This window comes from Komagataeibacter swingsii, assembly GCF_003207895.1.
Classification (GTDB): Bacteria; Pseudomonadota; Alphaproteobacteria; order Acetobacterales; family Acetobacteraceae; genus Komagataeibacter; species Komagataeibacter swingsii.
Window position 1 is genome coordinate 28071 of sequence record NZ_NKUB01000015.1, and the last position, 22280, is coordinate 50350.

General features: G+C 60.9%; 22 protein-coding genes and 1 pseudogene. 12 read left to right on the top strand and 11 right to left on the bottom strand.

What is annotated here, in order from left to right:
- Positions 1-8 precede the first annotated feature (8 nt).
- The gene (locus tag CFR76_RS11760) at positions 9-2033 is read left to right on the top strand and encodes an AAA family ATPase (RefSeq protein WP_110557206.1); all 2025 of its coding nucleotides are present in this window, start codon (positions 9-11) and stop codon (positions 2031-2033) included.
- A 132-nt stretch (positions 2034-2165) separates the two neighbouring features.
- Here CFR76_RS11760 and CFR76_RS11765 read toward each other — a convergent pair whose 3' ends face one another.
- The gene (locus CFR76_RS11765) at positions 2166-3017 is read right to left on the bottom strand and encodes an acid phosphatase (RefSeq protein WP_208623985.1); all 852 of its coding nucleotides are present in this window, start codon (positions 3015-3017) and stop codon (positions 2166-2168) included.
- 158 nt (positions 3018-3175) lie between these two features.
- Here CFR76_RS11765 and CFR76_RS11770 point away from each other — a divergent pair, with 158 nt between their 5' ends.
- Positions 3176-3385: a hypothetical protein gene (locus CFR76_RS11770; protein ID WP_010510628.1), complete on the top strand. Its 210-nt coding sequence runs from the start codon at positions 3176-3178 to the stop codon at positions 3383-3385.
- A 60-nt stretch (positions 3386-3445) separates the two neighbouring features.
- On the opposite strand, the gene CFR76_RS11775 is transcribed toward CFR76_RS11770, so the two are convergent.
- The gene (locus CFR76_RS11775) at positions 3446-3784 is read right to left on the bottom strand and encodes a hypothetical protein (RefSeq protein ID WP_025437267.1); all 339 of its coding nucleotides are present in this window, start codon (positions 3782-3784) and stop codon (positions 3446-3448) included.
- 272 nt (positions 3785-4056) lie between these two features.
- On the opposite strand from CFR76_RS11775, the gene CFR76_RS11780 reads away from it, so the two are divergent.
- Both CFR76_RS11780 and CFR76_RS11785 read left to right on the top strand, forming a co-directional pair.
- A complete protein-coding gene (locus CFR76_RS11780) occupies positions 4057-4593 on the top strand; it encodes a DUF1269 domain-containing protein (protein WP_110557207.1) in 537 nt (178 codons plus the stop codon).
- 92 nt (positions 4594-4685) lie between these two features.
- On the top strand, positions 4686-5807 hold the full coding sequence (locus CFR76_RS11785; RefSeq protein WP_110557208.1) for an L-dopachrome tautomerase-related protein: 1122 nt from the start codon (positions 4686-4688) through the stop codon (positions 5805-5807).
- 9 nt (positions 5808-5816) lie between these two features.
- On the opposite strand, the gene petA is transcribed toward CFR76_RS11785, so the two are convergent.
- A complete protein-coding gene (gene petA / locus CFR76_RS11790; RefSeq protein ID WP_110557209.1) occupies positions 5817-6452 on the bottom strand; it encodes a ubiquinol-cytochrome c reductase iron-sulfur subunit in 636 nt (211 codons plus the stop codon).
- A gap of 282 nt (positions 6453-6734) precedes the next feature.
- Between petA and CFR76_RS11795 the strand changes: the two genes are divergently transcribed.
- From CFR76_RS11795 to CFR76_RS11805, 3 genes are all read left to right on the top strand, one after another.
- Entirely contained in the window at positions 6735-6923 is a 189-nt protein-coding gene (locus CFR76_RS11795) for a YqaE/Pmp3 family membrane protein (protein WP_110557210.1), read from the top strand.
- A gap of 9 nt (positions 6924-6932) precedes the next feature.
- The gene (gene grxB / locus CFR76_RS11800; RefSeq protein ID WP_110557211.1) at positions 6933-7577 is read left to right on the top strand and encodes a glutaredoxin 2; all 645 of its coding nucleotides are present in this window, start codon (positions 6933-6935) and stop codon (positions 7575-7577) included.
- Positions 7578-7682: 105 nt separating this feature from the next.
- Entirely contained in the window at positions 7683-7874 is a 192-nt protein-coding gene (locus tag CFR76_RS11805) for a hypothetical protein (RefSeq protein WP_110557212.1), read from the top strand.
- Positions 7875-8153: 279 nt separating this feature from the next.
- Here CFR76_RS11805 and CFR76_RS11810 read toward each other — a convergent pair whose 3' ends face one another.
- The 3 genes from CFR76_RS11810 to CFR76_RS11820 form a co-directional block, all read right to left on the bottom strand.
- On the bottom strand, positions 8154-8789 hold the full coding sequence (locus CFR76_RS11810) for a hypothetical protein (RefSeq protein ID WP_110557213.1): 636 nt from the start codon (positions 8787-8789) through the stop codon (positions 8154-8156).
- A 266-nt stretch (positions 8790-9055) separates the two neighbouring features.
- Entirely contained in the window at positions 9056-10456 is a 1401-nt protein-coding gene (locus CFR76_RS11815; RefSeq protein WP_110557214.1) for a cryptochrome/photolyase family protein, read from the bottom strand.
- A gap of 104 nt (positions 10457-10560) precedes the next feature.
- On the bottom strand, positions 10561-10881 hold the full coding sequence (locus CFR76_RS11820; protein WP_110557215.1) for a thioredoxin domain-containing protein: 321 nt from the start codon (positions 10879-10881) through the stop codon (positions 10561-10563).
- 173 nt (positions 10882-11054) lie between these two features.
- On the opposite strand from CFR76_RS11820, the gene CFR76_RS18085 reads away from it, so the two are divergent.
- From CFR76_RS18085 to CFR76_RS11835, 4 genes are all read left to right on the top strand, one after another.
- The gene (locus CFR76_RS18085) at positions 11055-11195 is read left to right on the top strand and encodes a hypothetical protein (RefSeq protein ID WP_167402118.1); all 141 of its coding nucleotides are present in this window, start codon (positions 11055-11057) and stop codon (positions 11193-11195) included.
- Between the two features lie 232 nt (positions 11196-11427).
- Positions 11428-12189, top strand: coding sequence for an SDR family NAD(P)-dependent oxidoreductase (locus tag CFR76_RS11825; protein WP_110557216.1), 762 nt, complete (start codon positions 11428-11430; stop codon positions 12187-12189).
- Positions 12190-12225: 36 nt separating this feature from the next.
- The gene (locus CFR76_RS11830) at positions 12226-12540 is read left to right on the top strand and encodes an antibiotic biosynthesis monooxygenase family protein (protein WP_010515802.1); all 315 of its coding nucleotides are present in this window, start codon (positions 12226-12228) and stop codon (positions 12538-12540) included.
- A gap of 183 nt (positions 12541-12723) precedes the next feature.
- Complete coding sequence (locus tag CFR76_RS11835) at positions 12724-13935, top strand: SMP-30/gluconolactonase/LRE family protein (RefSeq protein ID WP_110557217.1); 1212 nt, start codon at positions 12724-12726, stop codon at positions 13933-13935.
- A 112-nt stretch (positions 13936-14047) separates the two neighbouring features.
- Here CFR76_RS11835 and fumC read toward each other — a convergent pair whose 3' ends face one another.
- Positions 14048-15502, bottom strand: coding sequence for a class II fumarate hydratase (gene fumC / locus CFR76_RS11840; RefSeq protein WP_110557237.1), 1455 nt, complete (start codon positions 15500-15502; stop codon positions 14048-14050).
- A 1181-nt stretch (positions 15503-16683) separates the two neighbouring features.
- Here fumC and CFR76_RS11845 point away from each other — a divergent pair.
- A complete protein-coding gene (locus tag CFR76_RS11845) occupies positions 16684-17766 on the top strand; it encodes an AbrB family transcriptional regulator (RefSeq protein WP_110557218.1) in 1083 nt (360 codons plus the stop codon).
- Between the two features lie 77 nt (positions 17767-17843).
- On the opposite strand, the gene CFR76_RS11850 is transcribed toward CFR76_RS11845, so the two are convergent.
- The 4 genes and pseudogenes from CFR76_RS11850 to CFR76_RS11865 all read right to left on the bottom strand — a co-directional run bounded on the left by CFR76_RS11850 (position 17844) and on the right by CFR76_RS11865 (position 22254).
- Positions 17844-18542, bottom strand: a complete 699-nt coding sequence (locus tag CFR76_RS11850) for an SDR family NAD(P)-dependent oxidoreductase (protein ID WP_110557238.1) — start codon at positions 18540-18542, stop codon at positions 17844-17846.
- Positions 18543-18564: 22 nt separating this feature from the next.
- Positions 18565-18903, bottom strand: a pseudogene (locus tag CFR76_RS11855) (N-formylglutamate amidohydrolase); the annotation flags it as partial.
- Between the two features lie 343 nt (positions 18904-19246).
- A complete protein-coding gene (locus CFR76_RS11860; protein WP_146222667.1) occupies positions 19247-20890 on the bottom strand; it encodes a peptide ABC transporter substrate-binding protein in 1644 nt (547 codons plus the stop codon).
- 38 nt (positions 20891-20928) lie between these two features.
- The gene (locus CFR76_RS11865) at positions 20929-22254 is read right to left on the bottom strand and encodes an NAD(P)/FAD-dependent oxidoreductase (RefSeq protein WP_110557220.1); all 1326 of its coding nucleotides are present in this window, start codon (positions 22252-22254) and stop codon (positions 20929-20931) included.
- Positions 22255-22280 lie beyond the last annotated feature (26 nt).

Sequence of the window (22280 nt, forward strand, 5' to 3'; positions counted from 1 at the left end):
CATCGCGCGTGCGCGGCGAGACACGCCGCCTGCTGGAAATGCTGTGCGTGCTGCATGGTTCGATCCATCGCGGGTCGCGCGACGCGGGCGCGCTGGTGCGCTGCGTGGTGCAGGCCCAGCCCGACCTGGGCCTGCATGACAAGGAACTGCCCGCCGCCCCCCGCCATGACGGGGAAAATCCGCCCACCGCCACGGAATGGAAGCGCCTTGGCCACGCGCTGGAGGAGGCGCGCGCCCAGCATGCGGGCGACCGGGGTTATGTGGATGCATGGCTGGAGGAACTGAGCCAGGCGACGGGCTTGGGCCGGGTCGCCAGCGATGTGCTGGGCCTGGCCATGTGCTACCGCCTGAACGGCCATTTCGAACAGTTATGGGATGACCTGTGTGAAAACCGTTCACGCGGGCCGTTCCTGTGCGAGGACATTCCCCTGCTCCACCTGCTGCTGGGGCAGGAGGAGGACGCGATCGCAACCGCCCTCGCCCCCGATGGGCAGTTGCGCATGAGCGGCCTCATGACCGTGGACGAGGACGGCGACATTACCCTGCTGCCCCGCCTCATGGCGCTGATGAACCGCCGGGCCAGCGTGGTGGGCGACATCCGTTCCCTGCTGCTGGGCCAGCCCCGGGATGCGACCCTGCCGTGGGATGCCTTCGCCCATCTGGGCCAGCAGGCCGAAATCGCGGCAAGACTGCTGAAGGCCGCGGTCGAACAGCATGCAACCGGCATCAACATCCTGCTGTATGGCCCGCCGGGCACGGGCAAGACCGAATTCGCCGCAACCCTTGCCCGGCATATCGGTGCGACCCTGTACCCGGTGGGCGAGGCCGACAGCGCGGGTGACGAGCCATCCCGCCACGAACGGCTGGCCGACCTGCGGTGCAGCACGCGCCTGCTGCGCAACACGGATTCCATCCTGCTGTTCGACGAGGCGGAGGACCTGTTCACCGCCAGCCTGTTCGATCCGCCGCAATCGTACAGCCGCGTCTTTTTCCACCGGCTGCTGGAACAGGGCGGCACGCCGGTCATCTGGACCGCCAACGACCTTGATACCCTTGGTCCCGCGATCGCGCGGCGCATGGCGCTGTGCATCGAGGTGCGCCAGCCCGGCATCGGCGTGCGCACGCGGCTGTGGCAGGACATGGCGCGCGAGGAAAAGGTCGCCCTTGCCCCCACGGACGCCGCCGACCTGGCCCGCGCCATCCCGGCGGCCCCGGCCATTTTCCGCAATGCGCTGCGTTCCACCCATCTGGCGGGCGGCGATTCCGCCATGGCCAGCATGATCGCGACCGGCATTGCCCGCGCGGCCGCGGGCGGGCAGATGCCCATGCCGTCGCAGCCGGATGTCACGGATTACGATTCGACCCTGATCAACGCGGATTGCGACCTGCAGGCCCTGACCACGCGGCTGGCGCGTCCCGGCGCGCCGCGCGCGGTCTCGCTGCTGCTGTCCGGGCCACCGGGTTCGGGCAAGAGTGCGTATGCCCGCCATCTGGCGGAGCGGATGGACATGCCGGTGCTGCAGAAGCGCGCCTCCGACCTGCTGGACAAGTATGTGGGCCAGAGCGAGCAGCAGATCGCCGCCGCCTTCGCCGAAGCCTGCGACAGCGGCGCCTTCCTGATCATTGACGAGGCCGATAGCCTGCTGGGCGACCGCCGTTCGGCGGAACGGTCATGGGAAATCAGCCAGGTCAATGAAATGCTGACATGGATGGAACACCATCCCCTGCCATTTGCCTGCACCACCAACCTTGTGGAAAAGCTGGACCCGGCCAGCATGCGGCGGTTCCTGTTCCGCGCCCGCTTTGGCTATCTTACGGCGCAGCAGGCGGCGCATGCCTTCGGCCGCTTCTTCGGAAAGGACGCGCCTGCGGGGCTGCGCCATCTCCATACGCTGGTTCCATCCGATTTCGCGCTGGTACTGCGCCGCGCGCGCCTGCTGGATGAAGACCCGACGCCCGATGACCTGCTGGAACGCCTGAAGGCGGAAACGGCGGGGCGGGACGGGAACCGCCGCATCGGGTTCCTGTCCTGATATGGAGGCTGTGTCACATCGGCCCTGACAGGGGATAACAAACGTTTTGGGGTGCTGCCTTTTTTAAAAAGGCGGCGCTCTCCCGAAGCCTTCATAAAGGGACTTCACCACAAACGTCTTCAGACAGACCTGTTACTGCGGTGGATGGGCGGCGGCGTCCGCTTCAACCGCGCATTCATCCGCAGGGGGTGCGGCCATGGTCGGATGCAGGGCGACCACTTCCGCGCGGGCCGCATCCATTTCCTGACGGAAGCCTTCGTCCTGTTCCATGGCGGAATACAGCACGCCGCCATTCAGCCACGCGGCCATCACATCGCTTTGCCACTGCACGCCACACACCACCCGGCTTTCCCCGAATACCCGGGCGCGCTGCATGATCCATGCCGTCCGGTCGGGCAGGATGTCGGACAGGATCAGCCCCGTAACCCAGCCCAGCGTGGCATGGAGCGAAGGATAGGATGGGTCCTGTCTCAGGCTGGCCCGCAGCGGGATGCAGGTCGGCAGTTCCGCCTCGGTAAAGGGGCGGGGCCGGTTCCACAGCATTTTCTGGGCATGGACCGCAGGCGTCAGGCGCTGTTCGATCCGTGTCACCAGACCCACCAGTTCAGGCAGGCGATCCGGCGGCAGGGTAAAACCGGCGGCACATGAAAAGGCCGAAACCATATGGGCGGGCGTGTCACGGTTATCAGCCTGCGCCAGTTTCCACCGGGGCGTGCCCTCCAGCACGCGGGTCGCGGCGAAAATGCTGGCATCCGCCGCGCGCTGCGCCGTGTCGGGGCCGGGCGGGGGCGGCAGGAATACCTGCCCGTCCGGCAGGGGCGGCCCGGCGGGAACGGTATCGGCGGCGTGCGCCGCAGGGTGATGCGCGACGCCTGTTCCATGATGGTGGGGATGCGCGCTGGCGCCCACGGATCCGGTCGCCAGCAGGGTCATCATGGCGCAGGCGGCAACGCCCCCGGCCATGGCATAACGGTCAAGACGCATCTGTTTCCTGTCAGTTCACCTGTCGGCCGCAACCCACGACCCACCCATGCGCATAGCATGGGTGCGGGGCGTGGCAAATCCTGCTGGCAGGACAGGTGCTGCTTCTGCGCCGCCGGGTTTTATGGCATGCTGGCCCCAAAGCCCGGAGGCACGCACCAATGAACCGCAGAAACCAGATATGGCCCACCACGGTCAGCCCCGTACGCATCGGCCTGTGCGTCGTCGGCCTGACGCTGGTGGTGGTCCAGTTCTTCCATGGCCTGCACATCAGTCCCGATTCCATGCCGGGCCAGGTCATGTTCCACATTGCCATGCTGGCGCTGGGCGCGATCATATTCGTCGTCGGCATGTGGGGACCATCGCTATAAGGCCCCCACGTGACTGTCCGGGAAAACGTTCTTGGTGAAGCTTTATTTCCAGATAACCCTTTACCGCCGTTCGGAATCAGCGCCGCTCCCCTCATCCGTAATCCCGGCACGCGACGGGGCATCCGCGTCCGGTTCCACCGTGCGGCTCATGCGTGCAACGGCGGCGTCATCGCCAAACCCACGCCCTGATACGCGGCGGCGGGGGGCGGGATTTTCCATCAGCACGTTTTCCAGCGCCTCGGGGTCGGTGCGCTCGGCTTCATCAAACAGTTCATCGGCACGGGCCTGATCGCCCGCGCGCTCGGCCCTCAGCCCGGCTTCCGCCAGCCTGCGCGCCGTGCCGTGCTTGCCTTCGCCCGCATGATCGGGACGGTCATCATCATTCATGAAACGGGACATCGGCCTCCCTCCCCTAGCAATAGACCAGATGCGTGACACCCTGCCTTACCGACAACACATGGGACGGGGTTACGGTTCGCCCCCATGCCCGTGATGGCACGCATCATGGCAGATGGGGTGGGTGCCCGGCAGCCGCAACCATGCTAGACCTGCACCCCACCGGGGGCATCCATGCCTAAAAACCGCCACGGCATGAAGGGTATATCCATGTAATATCATGCCAACCATCCGCCACCACGGGCCGGTGGCGGATATATGAAACGGAGTACCCCATGTCCGATCTGATCGTTATCGGTTTTGACAGCCAGGATGAAGCCACGGCTGCCCTGACCGAATGCAAGAAACTGGAAAAGGAATACCTGCTGGATCTGGAAGATGCGGTTGTTGTCGTCCGCACCGCCGATGGCAAGCTGCACCTGCAGCAGAGCGTCAACCTGGAAAAGGTCGGTGCGTCATACGGCCTGTTCTCGGGCGGGTTCTGGGGCGCGCTGGTTGGCCTGCTGTGCCTGAACCCGCTGGCGGGTTTTGTCGCGGGCAGCATCGTGGGCGCCGGCGCGGGCGCGATCGCGGGCAAGATGTCCGACTATGGCATTGATGACAATTTCATCAAGTCGCTGGGCGCCACCATCCCGGCCAACACCTCCGCGCTGTTCGTCCTGGTGCGCAAGTCCCAGCCCGACAAGGTCCTGGCCGACCTGCGCACGTTCAAGGGCCATGCCCGCGTGCTGCAGACATCGCTTTCCCCGGAAAACGAAAACAAGCTGCGCGCGGCCCTGGGCCAGATGGCGGCCCCCGCCCCGGCGGCCTGAATGCCTGTCCCGCATGCCGCCCATGGCATGTGGGACCCTGCCGACACATAGCCGTGATGCCGGATTGCCCCGCGTAATGATATGCTGGGGTCATGCAGACCACCCGCAAGCGCCTGCGAAGCGTGTCCCTGTCCCTTCTTCTGGCCATCCCGGCATCCCTTACATGCCATGGCCCGGCACGGGCGCATGAAAGGCTGCATGTGCAATGGACATCCGACCGTGTCCTGAACGCCGTGGCGGTTGCCGATAACGGGCGTACCTTCGTCTCGTTCCCCTACTGGGGCGGGGGCGGCAGTGGCCCCACCGTTGCCGAAATCGATGCGAACGGCCAGCCCCATGCCTTTCCCGACATACGCTGGAACCATCCCGACGGGACAAGGGACGACCTGCGGCCCTTCGTGCGCGTCAACGCCCTGCGCATCGGCCCGGACGGACTGTTATGGGTTGTGGATTCCGGGGATGCGAACGTGGGCGGCCCGCCCGGTCCCCACAGTGGTGCACCGGCGCGCCTGCTGGCGTTTGACATAACGACCGGGCAAGCGGTGCATGCCCTTTCGCTCCGGGCGGCCAGCACGCCACACAGCTACATGGATGACATCCGTTTCCATGGGGATACGGTTTTCGTGACTGATGCGGGGGACCCGGCGCTGGTGGTTGTCAACCTGTCCACCGGGACGCAGCGGCGGGTGCTGGCGCATGACCGTTCCACCACGGATGACCGCCCGATGTACGCCGAAGGCCACATGCTGGTCGCCCATGGCCAGCAGGTGCGCATCCATGCCGACCAGCTGGAAGTCTCCCCTGACGGGCGGAAACTCTATTTCCAGCCCAGTTCCGGCCCGATGTGGGTGATGCCCACGGCGGCACTGGAAAACCCCGACCTGCCGGCAGCCGACCTGTCCCGTGCCGTGACCCTGTTCCATGATACGCCGACGACAGGCGGGACAGCCATTGACGGGGATGGCAACCTGTATGTGTCGGATGTGAACAGGTTAAGTATCCTGCGCATTACACCGCAGGGAAAGGCCAGCACGCTGATCCATGACAGGCGGCTGGTCTGGGCCGACGCCATGTGGATCGACAGCCATGGCGTGCTGTGGATACCGGCCGTGCAGCTTGACCGGACCGCGACGTTCCAGCCCGATGAGGTATCACGCCTGCATTTGCCGGTTGCAATCTATACCATGGACCTGCACCTGAAACCCGTGCGCTAGGCCCGCGGGTCAGAGCTGCTGGATACCGGCGAAGTCGAAATCCTGCTCCGCCGGGTTTTCACCCAGCCGGATAACGGTGGGCGATGGCATGTTGTAGGGAGGCACCGGCAGGTTGTACGGGGCTGGCGCGCCACGGAATACACGCCCGGCCAGGTCGAATTTCGATCCATGGCAGGGGCATGCATACCCGCCCGGCCAGTTGCCGCCGCCCTGCCCTTCGGGCAGGGGTTTATAGGCGGGCACGCAGCCCAGATGGGTGCAGATACCCACGACCACGCCATAGCGCGGGTCCAGCGAACGGTGCCAGTTCCTGGCATAAGGCGGCTGCTGCTGGTCATTGGATTGCCCGTCACGCAGCCGTCCGGTCAGGGCGGCGTCCTGCAGGGCCGCAAGGGATTCGGGCGTGCGGTGGGTAATGAAAACCGGCTTGCCCTGCCATGTCACGACAATCTGCTGTCCCGGTGGCAGGGCTGAAATATCCACGTCAACCGGCAGGTGCGCCGCCGCGCTGTCGCGCGGGGCGAGACTTTGCAGGAAGGGCCACAGGCATGCACCCGCACCGGCGGCGGCCGTGGCGGCAGTGACAAGCCCAAGGAAATTCCGACGCCCACCGGGTGCCGATTGTGTATCCGACGCATTTTCCATCGGAGTGTTTTTATCGCGAACCCGTACCAAAAGAAAGGGCATACCGCATCTGGATACACCCTTGTCCACCGCCGCGAAAAGATACGGCCAAGGGCGGGAAAGCAGCATTTCCCGACCAGAGTGGGCCAAACGTGCGAGGCCATGCGGCAATGCCGCGCGCATATGGGTCCGGGCACGCATTTCACAATGCCGCACACACCGCCATTCCGGCTGCACCGGACAGCGATTTACGCTAGGTTATGGTCTGTCCCGCCCCAATGGGCATGCATGTGGAGATCAATCATGCGTCTTGTCCTTGCCCTTCTGCTGCCGTGGCTGCAGTTCTTTACGATTGGCCGTCCCTTCGCCGGCATCATCTGCCTTGTCCTGCAGGTGACCGTGATCGGGTGGATTCCGGCCGCGATCTGGTCAGTCTATGCGCTGAGCCAGTACAAGACCGATCGCAAGATCGCATCCCTGCAACGCTCCTGAAAAAACCACATGAAACTTTATATCTACGATCACTGCCCGTTCTGCGTGAAAGCCCGGATCATTTTCGGGCTGAAGCACCTGCCGGTCACGGATGTGGTGCTGCTTAATGACGATGTCGCCACGCCAACCCGGATGATCGGGCGCAAGATGGTGCCCATACTGGAAACCGATGGGCATTTCATGGGCGAAAGCATGGATATCGTCGCCCATGTCGACGCCATGGATGGCCATCCCCTGCTGACCGGGCCGACCCGCCCCGAAACAGGCCAGTGGATACGGGATGGGCAGCAGGCCTTCACCCGCCTGGCCCTGCCCCGGTTTGCCGCCGCCCCCCTTGCGGAATTCGCGACAACCGGCGCACGGCTGTATTTTATCGAGAACAAGGAAGCCATGATCGGCCCCTTCAGCACATGCCTGGCTGAAAGCGCCGCCCTGCGGGCCAGCGTGAATGCCGGCCTTGCCCGGCTGGCCGGGCTGGTCCAGCGCCCCGATGCCGTAAACGGCACGCTGTCCACCGATGATATCCACCTGTTTGCCCACCTGCGCAGCCTGACGATCGTGGCAGGCCTCGACTGGCCCGCGCCGGTCCGGGCGTATTGCCAGCACATGTCACAGGCCACCGGCATCCCATTGCTGGATCACATGGCGGCCTGAACGGTTACACATGGATCATGTGGGGGGACGGAAATGCATGGCAACTGTCGTGCCATCCCGACCGTTTCCCCCGCATGACACCATGGGCGGGCAGGGGGATACTCCATGTCAGAACGATATGAAACCGGGCAGCTACATGAACGCCGCCGTTCCACGCCGTTCGAGGTCTGGATCAGGCGATCGCTGCATGCCCGTTTCGACATGATCTGCAATGAAAAATTCCCTACCGAAATCCAGGGCCAGTTTGACCTGTGCTGCGCGGCCTATCCCCATATGGAACATGACAGGGACGCCTGATGGCGGGTGCGCATAAACAGACTGGTCAGGTGTGGATTTTTTTGGCCTGACCGGTTCCGAGTCCCGCAGCCACTTGCATAAAGTGGCTGGAAAAGGAAGCGGGGGAATCGCTCTCGTGGCGGAAAATAGCCATTTATTGTCTCTTTACCGCAACACGAACCCAGATTCGCAAGCCTGAATTTGTATTGAAGGCCTGTGGATAAGTCTGTTAACTTTTTGGGACTCAGGCCATGGAAATGCAGAGTCTTCCCTTTTTCGTGATTTGTTCCCGCCACGCATTCAGGCAGGCAGGCGCAGGATAACCGCATCGTGTTCGCCCGCCTGCCATTCGCGTTTCAGGATGGGGGCGTGCGTGTCCCTGCATGCATCCGAATTGGCGATCTGCCACGGATTGCCATGCAGGCGCACGGCTATCCAGCCATCAGGTTCCTTACCATCCGGCACAAGCCCGACAAGGGTCATGTCCGTCATGGGGTCATAGCAGGCAAACTGCCGGGCGCAGTTCTGAAACACCAGTTGCACACAGGCATGGGATTTGTGCACGCGCGTCAGGTGAAGCAGCAGGATGCCGCCCGTTTTTTCCGCATCACTGAATATCAGGCTGCCGCCGCCGGGCCGAATTTCAACCGGCAGGATGGTGACAGTATCCGAAATGGAATGGTTGATGGCGATCGTCCCGCCATCAAGGCCAAAAAGCCCCTGGTTCCATTCATGCAGTTCAGACAGGTCCATGCTCAGCCACGCACCATGGGAGGCAAGGATGGATTGCAGATGGGGAGGGCATGGCCGGCTGCTTTCCCGGCGCGAGTGGGCCTGGGCCAGCCGGATCATGGCCATGTCAAAATGACCCGCGCCAAGGATTATCTGCCCCTTGCTGTATGAAACAGCCGTTGCAGATCCATATTGCCTGCCCATGTCGCGCCATCCCCCGTTACATCCGCATGTCCCCCTGCAGGAAAGATGCTGAATAAGATTGATCAAATATATTTATAAAAAATAAAAATTTTATATGCTTTCAATAATATACGATTTTCACATCCTGGATTTTCAATGTCTTTCATATTGTATTTTATTTTATGATTTTTACTATATTATAACATAGTATAAAATTAACGCTCTGATATCGAAATTCCTGAATGACCTGAATACACCTGGAACAGACACATGGGACCCACCAGATGTTACAAGGTTTTCCATGCCGCGAGCGCACGCGCGCGCCCTCCGGCAAGGTCGACGATGGGCGCGGGATACCCACGGGGGGCGTCTGGTCCGGCCTTCCACGGGGCATGGATGTATTTATCGGGCAGATGGGCGATTTCCGGCACCCATTTGCGCACATAGTCCCCGGCGGGATCAAATTTCTCACCCTGCGAGACAGGATTGAATATACGGAAATAGGGGGCCGCATCCAGCCCGCAGCCAGCAACCCATTGCCAGTTGAACGGGTTGCTGGCGGCATCCGCATCCACCAGCGTATCAGCAAACCACGCCGCCCCCACACGCCAGTCAAGCAGCAGATGCTTGGTCAGGAACGACGCCACGACCATCCGCACGCGATTATGCATCCAGCCCGTGCGCCATAACTCACGCATGCCCGCATCAATGATGGGGTAGCCGGTTTTCCCCATCTGCCACGCCCGCAGGGCCGCCGGGTCATGCCGCCAGGGCATGTGATCGTATTCAGGACGCAGGTTACGGGTGCCCATGTCGGGAAAGTCAAACAGGGTCGCATGCGCGAAATCCCGCCATCCCACCTCGCTGAGGAAACAGGCGGTATCCCGGTCACCCTTCCCCGCCGCATCCACCGCGTGCCAGACCTGCCGGGGGGACACATGGCCAAAACGCAGGTAGGGCGACAGTCCCGACGTGGCGGGGCGTGCGGGCAGTTCGCGCTGCGTGGCGTAACCATGGACCTGTTCCGCGATGAAGGCATCCAGCCGGGCATGGGCCGCCCCTTCGCCCGGTTGCCATTGCGCACGCAATCCCTGCGCCCAGTCCGGGTGCTCCGGCAGCAGGCCGAGAGCCGCAGGCGTTACCAGACGACCCCCGGCCACAGAAGGGACCACGGCAAAGACTGGCCGGTCGGGTGCGGGCAGCGGCGGCAGGGGCGCCCCCTTGGCCTGCACCGCGCGCCACCACGGCGTGAACACGCGAAAGGGCGTGCCCTGCCTGGTCCGGACCTGCCATGGTTCATGCAGCATGTTGCCGGGATGGCTGTGCGCATCAATGCCGCGCGCCTTCAGCGCCGCCTTGACCTGCGCGTCCACCTGCCGGGCATGGGGGCCATAACGCCGGTTCCATACAACGGACACGGCACCCACCTGCCCGGCCAGCCACGATATGCTTTCATGCGTATCCCCGGCCATGATGCATAACTGGCCACCCTGTGCGCGCAGGTCATGATCCAGCACCGACAGCGCGCCATGCAGCCACCATTTTTCGGCCCCACCCAACGGGAAAGCCGGGTCATGGACATACAGGCACACGACTGGCCCGCGTGACGCGGCATCATACAGGGCTGGATTGTCCGCAAGGCGCAGGTCGTCGCGAAACCACATGATGGTCGGGGCACTGTCAGACATGGCTGGCTGTATTCCGGTCGAGTGGGTGGACAGTGATCGTGGTCCTGTGTGGGACAAAAGTTCCCGACCCGTCAAATACGCATGGCCCGTGCATCGGCCCGCATTCAGTGCGTGGGGGCGACTTCCCGGGCCACGGCGGCGTCTTCCTGCTTGCGTTCGGCGTCCTGTGCCTCATCATCCTCGAACATGGCGCGACATTTGGGGGAAAGCTGGTTGAGCTTGCTTTCCAGGCATTCCGTCATCAGCTTTTCATTCGGAATGTCAAGAAAGCACAGCCGGAACACATCATTCTTGCAGGCGCTGGCCTGATCCTCGCGCCCTGCGGCGTGCGCACCGACGCTGGCCATTACGATGGCCATGGCAAAATGGGCTGTCCAGATCAGGCCGTGCGTCCCGTAACGGCGCACGGCGGGAATGCATTGCATCGGGCTGTCTCCCTTCAGGCATGACATGACAATTTTTGTTATATCATCCAGCGCATTGCAGTTTGCCGCCAGAGTCAAGACACATCCATGCAGTGCTGCCATCGCAAGATGCTGAATCGGCGGGTTAGGGAAAGTTTCCGCAGGGTTTCCTTCCCGTCTTCATAAATCCGTGATTGGACAAGACCCGCCTGCCCCACCTTGGCCCCGGTATCCCTGATCACGGGCTGGAGGAACAGGCCACCATGACCCATGCGGCCAGCCGGGGCGTGGATGTGCTGACGGGGCGCATGGTGGAAAAATCACCCGACCGATGAAAATGTGGTGACCCGGCTGATCCCCGCCCGGCCACCAGGCGTTTCCCCGCCGGGACACAATTATCCCGCAACGCCACCATCACGGGCCTGTCCGGCCCGGTGCGCCACCTGTCGCAAGCGGATGGCTGATATACGCCCACGACCCTTGGGCGGCCATGTTTCCTGTTTGCATGGCCGTGCGTGGGCCTATGATTACCCACCTCAACATTCAGCAAGCAGGCAGGACGGGTTCATGAACAGCGTCAATTCCACCCCCGCGCAATCACCGGGCGTCGTGATCGTGACAGGGGGCAGCCGCGGCATCGGCCATGCCATAAGCAGCCTGCTTGCGCGTGAAGGCCATGCCGTCGCCATCAATTATGCCGCCAACGCCGCCCCGGCGGAAGAACTGGCCCGCACCATCACCGCCCATGGTGGCCGCGCGCTGGCCATTCGCGCCGACATATCGAAGCCTGAAGAAATCCATGCCCTGTTTGAACGCGCATCCACGCTCGGGCCACTGGCGGGGCTGGTCAACAATGCGGGCATTACCGGCACGAAGGTGCGCGTTGATGAACAGACCGCCGAAACGCTGGATGCCCTGTTCAACATCAACATCCGCGCCACCATGCTGGCATCAGGCGAGGCCGTGCGCCGCATGTCCACCCACCATGGCGGCAAGGGCGGGGTGATCGTGAACCTGTCATCGGTCGCCGCCCGACTGGGCGGCCTGCCGGGTCTGGTGCCCTATGCCGCGACCAAGGCGGCGGTCGAGACGTTCACCCGTGGCCTGGCCAACGAAGTCGCGCGCGAGGGCATACGCGTCAACGCGGTCGCCCCCGGACTGACCGCGACCGACATGGTGCCGCCGGAAACCGCGAAACTGGCGGAAACCGTCGTACCCATGGGGCGTGTCGGACATGTGGATGAAATCGCGCAGGCGGTGGCCTTCCTCCTGTCCCCCGCATCATCGTATATGACAGGCAGCGTGATGACGGTATCCGGCGGCCGCTAGGGCCTGCCCGACTTACAGAACCAGGAGAAGCACAGCATGTACATCGCCATGAACCGTTTCCGTATCCCGCCTGAAAACGAGCAGGAATTCCGTGAACGCTGGCTGGGGCGCGAAGTCCACCTGCGCACCGTGCCCGGCTTTGTCAGTTTCCAGTTCCTGAAAGGCCCGACGCATGAGGATTACATCCTCTATGCCTCGCACACCGTATGGGAATCCTATGAAGCCTTTGTCGGCTGGACGCAGTCCGAACAGTTCCGCGCAGCCCACGCCCATGCCGGCAACCGCAAGCCGCTTATGGCTGGTCCCCCGGTGTTCGAGGGCTTTGAAGTCCTGCAGAACATCGAAAATTGATAAGCAACTGTTTGAAATTACTGAAAATCAATAGAAGTTTTTGGTGAAGCTTTTTGCAAAAAGCTTCAGGGAATGCCGCCTTTTTGAAAAAAGGCGGCACCCAAAAACTTTTATCCTTTTTCATTCATAGGTTACTTTCAAAACAGCCCCTTATTCACGATCCCACAGCAGAAAGACGTTTTCATGCCGCCAGCCTCCCCTGCGCTCCATCCCGGCCGGCGTGCCATACTTGCCGGGGGGCTGGCCACGGGCGGCCTATGGGCCAGCGGCCTTGCCGCCCGCGCGGCGACCATGGAAAGCCTGCCGCCCCCCCCCAGCGTCATCTCCACCCCGCCCCGGCAATGGGGGACGGATGCGCCGCTCACCCCCCTGCCGGACCCGGACATACTGGTGCTGGACCCTGTCTTCGGCAACCTGGCCTATGCCAATGCCGGGCTGAAACTGGCATGGCGTGGCGGGGGATGGCTGGAGGGGCCTGCATGGGATAGCGAGGGACGTTTCCTGCTGCTGAGCGACACGATCCGCGCCCAGCAGTACCGCTACCTGTGGGAAAACGGCGCGGTCTCGGTCTTTCGCGATACGTCCTACAACAGCAACGGCAACGCCTTTGACAACGAAGGCCGCCTGGTCAGTTGCGAACACGGCATGCGCCGCGTGGTCCGGTGGGAACATGACGGGTCATGCCGCGTACTGGCCGACAGCTATGGCGGCGCGCCGCTGAACTCTCCCAACGATGTGGCGGTCCACCCCGATGGCGGCATCTGGTTCACCGATCCCGGTTATGGCGACACGATCGTGGAAGGCCACCCGGACGCCCCGGGCGCCCCCGCCAACCGGGGCGGCGCCGAACGCTGGACGCTGGATGGGGAAGTCGTGACCCAGTTTGGCGGCCACCGGCGGCAGGAAGACCACGTCTTTCGCGTGGACCCGGCCACCGGCGATGTCCGCGCCATGCTGACGCAGCAGCAGGTGCCGGACCCGAACGGGATTGCGTTCTCACCGGACGGAAGGATCGTCTATGTCATTTCCGATGGACCCGGCCCGGGACAGGACGGGCATGGCGGCGACCAGCATATCCATGCGGGCGACGTGGCGGGTGGCGCGGTACATAACCTGCGCCCTTTTGCCGACATGATGCTGGATGGCCACCAGATGACCCCCGATGGCATGCGCACCGACATTTTTGGCAATCTGTGGTGTGGTGCGAACGGACCGCTGGGGCTGTGCGGTGTCGTGGTGTACAACCCCCGCGGCCACATGATCGGGCGCATACGCCTGCCGCGCGGGGTATCGAACCTGACATTCGGCGGCCCCAAGCGCGATGTGCTGTTCATGTGCGCGGGCGATGCGCTGTTTACCCTGCAGGTCAATACGCAGGGGGCCGCGCCTTCATAAGATCTTGTCTAAAAAATAAAAGTTTTTGGGTGCCGCCTTTTTCCAAAAGGGCGGTGTTCTTCGAGGCTTTTTGGAAAAAGCCTCGCCAAAAACTTTTATCTGTCTTCAGGTATCAGGCCCCGCCCACGCCTTTACCGACCATATCCAGCGGACGGACAAGACGGTCGAATGTCGCCCCATCGACAAAGCCCGAGGCAAGGGCCGCTTCACGCAGGCTGATGTCGTGCTCCATGGCCTGATGGGCTATGGCGGACGCCCGATCATAGCCGATTTCGGGGCTGAGCGCCGTGACCAGCATGACCGAACCCGCCACGTAAGCATCGATGCGCTTTCGGTTGAGCGTCGTGCCCTCAACCGAAAAGACCCGGAAATTATGGCAGCCATCGGCAAGGATGCGGATGGCGTGCAGCACATTGGCCACAATGACCGGGCGCATCACGTTCAGGTCAAGCTGTCCCTGGCTGCCCGCGAACGCCACCGTGGCGTCATTGCCCAGCACCTGCGTGCAGATCATGACCATGGCCTCGCACTGGGTCGGATTGACCTTGCCGGGCATGATGGAGGAACCGGGTTCGTTCTCCGGCAGGTGCAGTTCACCCAGCCCGCAGCGCGGCCCGGAGCCGAGCAGGCGCATGTCGTTGGCAATCTTGAGCAGGCTGACCGCCACCCCGCGCAGGCCGGCGGATGCCCGCACCATGGCGTCCAGCCCGCCAAGGGCCGCGAATTTGTTGGGCGCGGTGACAAAGGGCCTGTCGGTCAGTGCGGCAATGCGTTTTGCAATGGCGCGGCTGAAACCCGGCGGGGCGTTCAGGCCGGTGCCCACCGCAGTGCCACCCGCCGCAAGCTGCAGCAGGCCGGGGCGCGCGGCCTCGACCGCCTCCAGCGCATCCTCAAGCTGCTGCGCCCAGCCCGACCATTCCTGTCCTACCGTCAGGGGAACTGCATCCTGCAGGTGGGTGCGGCCGATCTTGACCACCTGCATCCATTCTTCCGCCTTGGTGCGCAGGCTTTCGATCAGTTCGCGCACGCGCGGCAGCAGGCGGCTGTCGATTTCCAGCAAGGTTGCGACATGCATGGCGGTGGGAAAGGAATCGTTGCTCGACTGCCCCATGTTGACATCATCATTGGGGTGCACGGGTTTCTTGGACCCGATGGTCCCGCCCAGAAGCTGGATGGCGCGGTTGGCGATGACCTCGTTCACGTTCATGTTCGTCTGGGTGCCCGAGCCGGTCTGCCAGACAAAGAGCGGGAATTCGGAATCCAGCTGGCCCGCGATCACCTCATCGGCCACACGGCATATGGCGTCGGCCTTCCATTGCGTCATGCGCCCGTCAGCCGCATTGACCTGTGCCGCCGCCTTTTTCACGATGCCGTAGGCGTGGCACACTTCAATGGGCATATGGTCGCGCCCGATCGAGAAATGCACAAGGCTGCGCTGCGTCTGCGCGCCCCAGTAATGATTGGCGGGGACATCGATCTCCCCCATCGAATCCTTTTCACGTCGCGTGCCAGTGGCATCCAGCCCGATGGGGCAATCGGTCAATGTCGGGGCTGTGGGTTCGGTCATGATGGCGTTCCTTCCCTTATGGTTAAAGGGAATATGGGCACGCCATCCGCCTTTCGCGCCCCTGCCCGCCATCACAAGCAGGTGCGTAGCCCCCGAAAAAATGCCGCCTTTTTGAAATAAGACGGCGTTCTTTCGAAGCTTTTGCAAAAAGCTTCACCAAAAACTTCTTTTAATTTTAAAGCGCTATCATGAGCTGACTTTTCAAACAGTCTCTAAGCGAAGGGGAGGAGCAGTGCGCCATATCGTCACCCCAACGCTAGGGACTTCAGATACAGACATAATCCCAGGATCATGCATACAAAGAGAAAAACAACCACAAAATACAGAACCAGAAACTTGAACGGGTATGCTATGGAAGGGACGCCAACAATATGACTGACGGCATCCCCACGATAAAAAAATCGGCAGTCAGACCATCAAGATCATCCACAAAGGGAACATCAGGAAACGTCTGGAAAGTTCTTTGCGGCGCTCTGGTAATATCCAGGATGCCGTCCTTTGGGTGGTGTCAGGAACACCGGGTCCGTCATGCAGGCTCATGGCTGGAGACATGACGGCTCCGCCCTGTAATGCATGACACACAATCCAGAAAATATCGTTACTTTCGTGGAATATAGTCCTGCGAAACGTGCCAACGAAAAATCTCCCTCTCAAATCAAATGCGTTATGAGATCCTTCATGGCAGGTGAACGGCCCGCCTCCATATACTGTCCCGGGCCGTGCAAAAACACGGACAATAATGATTTTTACAGAAGAATGATCACAGCGCAGTTTATAAAATACCGTTCTGTCTGGATGTTACATCATCCCTGTCGCATGGCGCGCACACCGGTAACACGGCCAGTAAAAAGGGCGCGATCAGGCAAAACAGCCAAGCAACCCCTTCGCGTTCCCGCGCCAGACGGTGCAGGCAATGGGGAAGTTTATTGTAACGTCATGATTAAAATAATCATTATCAACGCTGTGTCCGTCATATTTCATTCTACACTCCTGATAGAATATATAAATATTCCTTATTTCATTTACTGGAAGTCAAAGCGCCGCGCATGCAAATACATGACTGTCATGCAAAACCCGACTATCCTGAAATACTGCTATATCCTAATAAGGACAGGACGTAGCAGGACCGCTGCCGACCGATCCGATCGAGACATATCATGCACGAAAAGACTCCACCCATTATGTTGGATGCGGGGAGGAAACGCCTGTCGTTGGCCCGCACGTCCATACCCAGTCAATGGGTCCTTCTTCTATTACTTTCTGTTATTTTTACTATTCCACTGTATTATATACATCTGCCTGCCGCAGTGCTGATCGGCCCCATGCTTGCAGCAATGGTGCTGGCCGTGCATGATGCCCACCTGCCCATACCGGCGATGCCGTTCCTGCTCGCGCAGGGGGCTGTCGGGTGCATGGTTGCCTGCAGCCTTCAATTATCGGTATTTGTGCAGGTGCTGCATGAGGGTCCCCTTTTTCTGGGGGGTGTCCTGTGTGTCATCATGGTCTGCACGCTGATCGGTTTTTACCTTGCGCGCAGGAATATCCTGCCAGGCACGACCGCATTATGGGGAAGCTCCCCCGGCGCGGCAACGGCCATGACCCTCATGTCAGAATCTTACGGCGCCGACATGCGGCTTGTGGCGTTCATGCAGTACATGCGGGCGGCCTTTGTCGCGATGGCCGCAGCCGTTGTGGCGCGCATGGAAGGGGGCAGCCACGTCCCCTCAGCCGAACCTGCACAGGACTGGTTTCCGCCCATTGCCTGGATTCCGTTTTCCGAGACAATGGCCATCATCGTGATTGGTGTCTGGCTGGCGCGTCTGTTCCGGCTTTCGGCCGGCGCATTCATGATCCCGCTTGCCCTGGCCACCGTGCCGCAGGATATGGGCCTGCTGACCATTGAACTGCCACCGTGGCTGCTGGTGGCGGGTTATGGCGTGCTGGGCTGGGGCATTGGCATACGCTTTACGCGCGCGACACTGCGTTATGCCTCCCGCGTTTTTCCCTATGTCATACAGGCAGTCGGGCTGATGATCCTGACATGCGGCCTGATGGCCCTGCTGCTGGCCAGGGTTGCGCATGTCTCGCTCCTGACCGCGTATCTCGCCACCAGCCCGGGCGGCGAGGATACTGTCGCCATCATCGCAGCCACGACGCCTGGCGTGGATATGCCGTTTGTAATGGCCATGCAGACCGTACGGTTTGTCCTTGTCCTGTTCACCGGCCCGTTTCTGGCACGCGTACTCAGCCGGTGGGTGGTGTAATCCTACGCCGTATCGGACAAGGCATTTTTAAACAACGTCCGGACCCGCTGCCTTCGTGAAACGAGACAGTGCGCCAGTCAGTACAGATCCTCTTCCTGGCAACTGATGCACAATTCAGCAAGATTGGCCGTGTTGGGCAGGTCAAGAACCGTGCTGACCAGCGTTGCGATATCAGCGGCCTGGGTCATGCTGTTTTCATCACGGCTGGTGATGCTCCGCGCCATATCGGTTGCCACAAAACCGGGGCAGACCACCGTGGAGCGCACTCCATGCTCCCATCCGGCCCGCTTGATGCCGTGCGACAGGGCAACGGCGGCATGTTTTGTCATGGCATAGGCGCTCGACTGGGCCGATTTCACGCGCTTGCCCGAAAGCGAGGAAACGATGACAACCCGGCCCGCGCTACCGGCAATCAGATGCGGCCATGCCGCCCTTACAAGCCTTACGGGCGAGAGGACGTTGATCTGGAACATCTGTTCCAGCGCCTCATCCGCCACATCGAGAAACGACCCCTGCGTCATGATACCGGCATTGGCAATGACCGCATCGATACGCCCGTAATGGGCATGGGTTTTTTCAACCCATGCCTGTTCCGCGCCGGGGCGGCTGGCATCAAAGGGACAGACCAGATGGGGGGCCTCGAACTTCAGCGCATCCGGGTTACGCACACCGGCGCTGACATACCATCCCTGTGCCTGCAGGCGTGCAGACAGTGCCGCGCCAATCCCACGATTGGCGCCCGAAATCATAACAACGCGACCTGTTTTCATCATCATTTCTTCCTGTTCCATTGTGACATCATGCAGGGCGCCACGCGGCGACACTGTCCAGCCATGCCGTAATGACCGTCTTCAGCCGGGCACATTTATCCCTGTCCGGTTCAAACGGTGCAGCTTCATGCTTCAGGTCGGCATGCTGGGCAATTTCCCGTTGAATGGCGTGTATGCCCTGTGCGGGCGCACCATAATGGCGCGTCGTATCCTCCTCCTTGAACCGCTGGTTCAGGACGGTGGTATAGTCTTCCGATGGTGGGGCTGCCGCCATCAACCCTGCCATGAGGTCGGGCGCGCGGCAATATGCGCCGGAATGGCATGGTCGCCGCGTGGCACGGCGATCAGGATAGGGGAATGAGCGGGCGAAAGAGTGAAAACCGGAGGCTGCATCATATTATCCATATCGCACACATGACATGAATGAAACAATAGAGGGTTAGAAACTATACTGTCCTATAACGTATCTTTATTTATTCAATACACACATATTTTACATTACCGGACCGGACAGAACTGCTCATGCCCGTGCCTGATGGCATTACGTCCTATTCCTGCAAAAGCGCCGTGACCGCCTGATGGAAGCGTGCGGCAATCCTGTCATGATTCGCGTGGCGATCGTCCCTGGGGCAGGTATGCGCGGCGGGCAAAAATTTCCATGGCAATTTATCACTCGATAGGGATTCAGGTATTGATGATGTAAACATGGCTTATACCCACCGCCATTCCCGCAGGTTCCAGCATGTTGAACGGACATTGATATTGGGCCTGCAACCGGACAGACCCGTCTTTTTTCCTTCTATCGAAACAATCTGGAACAGTGGCGCCATAGGCAGTTCCTGACGCAGTATTTCCTGGATCTTTTTATATATTTCTTTTCTTTTATCCGTATCCAGTACAACACTTCCCATATCCAGAATGCTGTCGAGCATCGGGTTCTGATATTCAAATATGTTCTGCCCCGCCCCATGCAGCGCGGGACTGTTCCTGCCGTTGAAATACGAGGCGCTGTCCGGATCGGCCCCGAGCATGTAATCGACCGAGGCCAGGGCCGTATCGAATTCGGACATGAGCCAGTATTCCCCCCACATGACGGCAGGCGGCATGTTGCGGATGTGCATCCGTATTCCGATATTGGCCAGATTTTCCTGAAATACTTCCTGTGTCTGCTCACGCAACTGGTTGCCCGATGTGGTGGAATTCGTGAATTCCAGCCGCACCCCATCTTTGTGGAGTACGCCATCAAATCCTTTTTTCCACCCTGCCTCGGCCAGTATCCGGGCCGCCTGCGTCGGGTCAAAGACATGCGCGGGCAAATCGGGGTTAAAATACGGAGATTGCCTTGGCAGATAGGATTCCGATGAGATCAGGATATCCTGGTACAGGTATTTGCGCACACTCTCCTTATCAAGCGCCATATAAATGGCACGACGCACCGCCTGATCACGGAACTGGGGCCGCGCAGTATTGAAAATCAGTCCTTCGATAAAGGATTGCGGAATGGAGATGATGTCCCGCCCCGGGATCTGCAGCGCTTCATGATAACGGTTGGGCGGAATGCCCTGCATGCCAATATAATCGATCGCCCCGACCTGAAACTGGGTAAACATGACTGTCAGGTCGGGAATATAGGAAAACGTGACATAATCAAGGGCCGGCCGGGGACCATAGAACCCGGGGTTGGCCCGCAATACGATCTTTTCGCCCGACAGGCGCTGCACCCACTGGAAAGGCCCGGTCCCTACCGGATGTTCGGCAAAATGACTGTCGGACCATTTTTCAACGGACTCGAAGTGATGGCGCGGTACGATGAAGGTACTGGCAATAATGGAATGCAGGGGCGCGAACGGCTTGTTCATATGCCAGCGGATTTCATACGGACCGGTCTGTTCCACCCGGTCCATGTATTCATATCCCTGCCGGCTGAATGCCGGAAACTCCGCGTTTTTCAGTAACGCGAAGGTAAACATGACATCTTCGGCAGAAAAGGACTGCCCATCATGCCATTTTACATCTTCACGCAAGGGAATGGTCCATACCAGGCCATCTTCGGATACAAGCCCGTTCTCCTGTGTCGGCACCACACGGGCCAGTTCCGGGCAGAGGCGCCCCCTGTCATCAATGGACCACAGGGGGCTGAACAGGTTCAGGTAGATTCCGTCATCCACCTCGATATGCGGCAGAAGTGGATTGAAGACCGTCGGTTCCTGTGAAATGCCAATGACAACCTGATTTTTCCCCGCCGCGGGCTGGTCCGCCGCCTGTGCGGGGCGGGACGACAGCAGCATGGCCGCTGCCGCCCCACCCCCAAGGAAACCACGCCTGCCAATAGAAAAATTCCAGCTTGCACTCACAAATCACATTCCATCGTTTCTCTGCATGTAACCCGCTACTAGAACCCGCCATCCACCACGATGGGCGAGCCATCGGTGAAGCGCCCGATACGGAACGGATGCGGATCGACCACCGGGGTCGCGCCCGTTACCAGCTCTGCCGTCAGGCGCCCTGCTCCCGGCCCGATGCCGAAGCCATGGCCGGAGAACCCAGTGGAAAGGGTCAGGCCAGGCAGTTCAGGCACAGGACTGATGACCGGAACCGCATCGGGCATCACATCGATCATGCCGCCCCAGTGCTGCATCACATACAGCTTGCCCGCCTTGGGGAACATGGACTGCAATGCCGCGACCGCGGCCCGTGTCTTGCGGATGGCAGGCTTGGGATCAAGCGTGCGGACAGCCTCGAACGGGGAGGGGATATCCAGGGGCCAGTGCCGGGGGGTCATCAGTTCCGTCAGCAGCCGATTGTCCAGACGTGGCTGCACGGTCTTGCGGTCCGCCTTGAAGGCAGGCAGGTATTTGGGCATGAAGCGCAGCAGATCGGGCACGAACGGAACGCTCAGCCCGGTAGACGGCGCGATATTGTACCCCCCATCCTCACGCTGGCGGAACGCGACCTTGCCAAGATAGGCCGAGGTTTCCGGGAAGCCTTCAACCGGCGCGGTACGCGCAACCGAGGAAAGAACCTTAAGTTGCGGTATCGTAACATTATAATTGCCCAGGAAAAGCCGTGACCACGCCCCCCCCGCCAGCACGACGGAGGACGTCCTGATCACCCCCTTCTCCGTTACAACGGCGCAGATCCGGCCACCCTGCCGGTCCAGCCCGCGCACCGCGCAATTGGTCACGACCGTGGCCCCGAGCTTGCGGGCGGCGGTTGCAATGGCGGGGGCCGCCTTCTGCGGTTCGGCGCGGGCATCGGTCGGATTGTACAACGCCGAACGGAACTGACGCGACAGCCCCGGCAGTATGTTGCGGATCTCGTCACCGCTTACGATGCGCGAACCGATCTGGTACGGCATGGATTCCTCGACCCAGCGGTGGTGACGTGCCTGATCGGCTTCCGTCACCGCGACAGACAGCACGCCACAGACCTTGAAACCAGTATCAATGTTGTCAGCGGCAAATCCCTTCCAGATACGGAAGCTTTCGAGCATCAGCGGCAGTTCACGCCAGTCACGCCCGTTCTTGCGCACCCAGCCCCAGTTCCGGCTGGACTGCTCGCCACCGATATATCCCTTTTCGCACAGCACGACCGACAGGCCCTGCCTGGCAAGAAAATAGGCCGTACTCACGCCCACGATACCACCGCCAATAATGACCACATCGGCTTCGGCGGGCAGGACGTGATCCGTCTCGATAGAAGTGACTACTGGTCCCATTACAGAAAAAACCTTTCTATTTATTA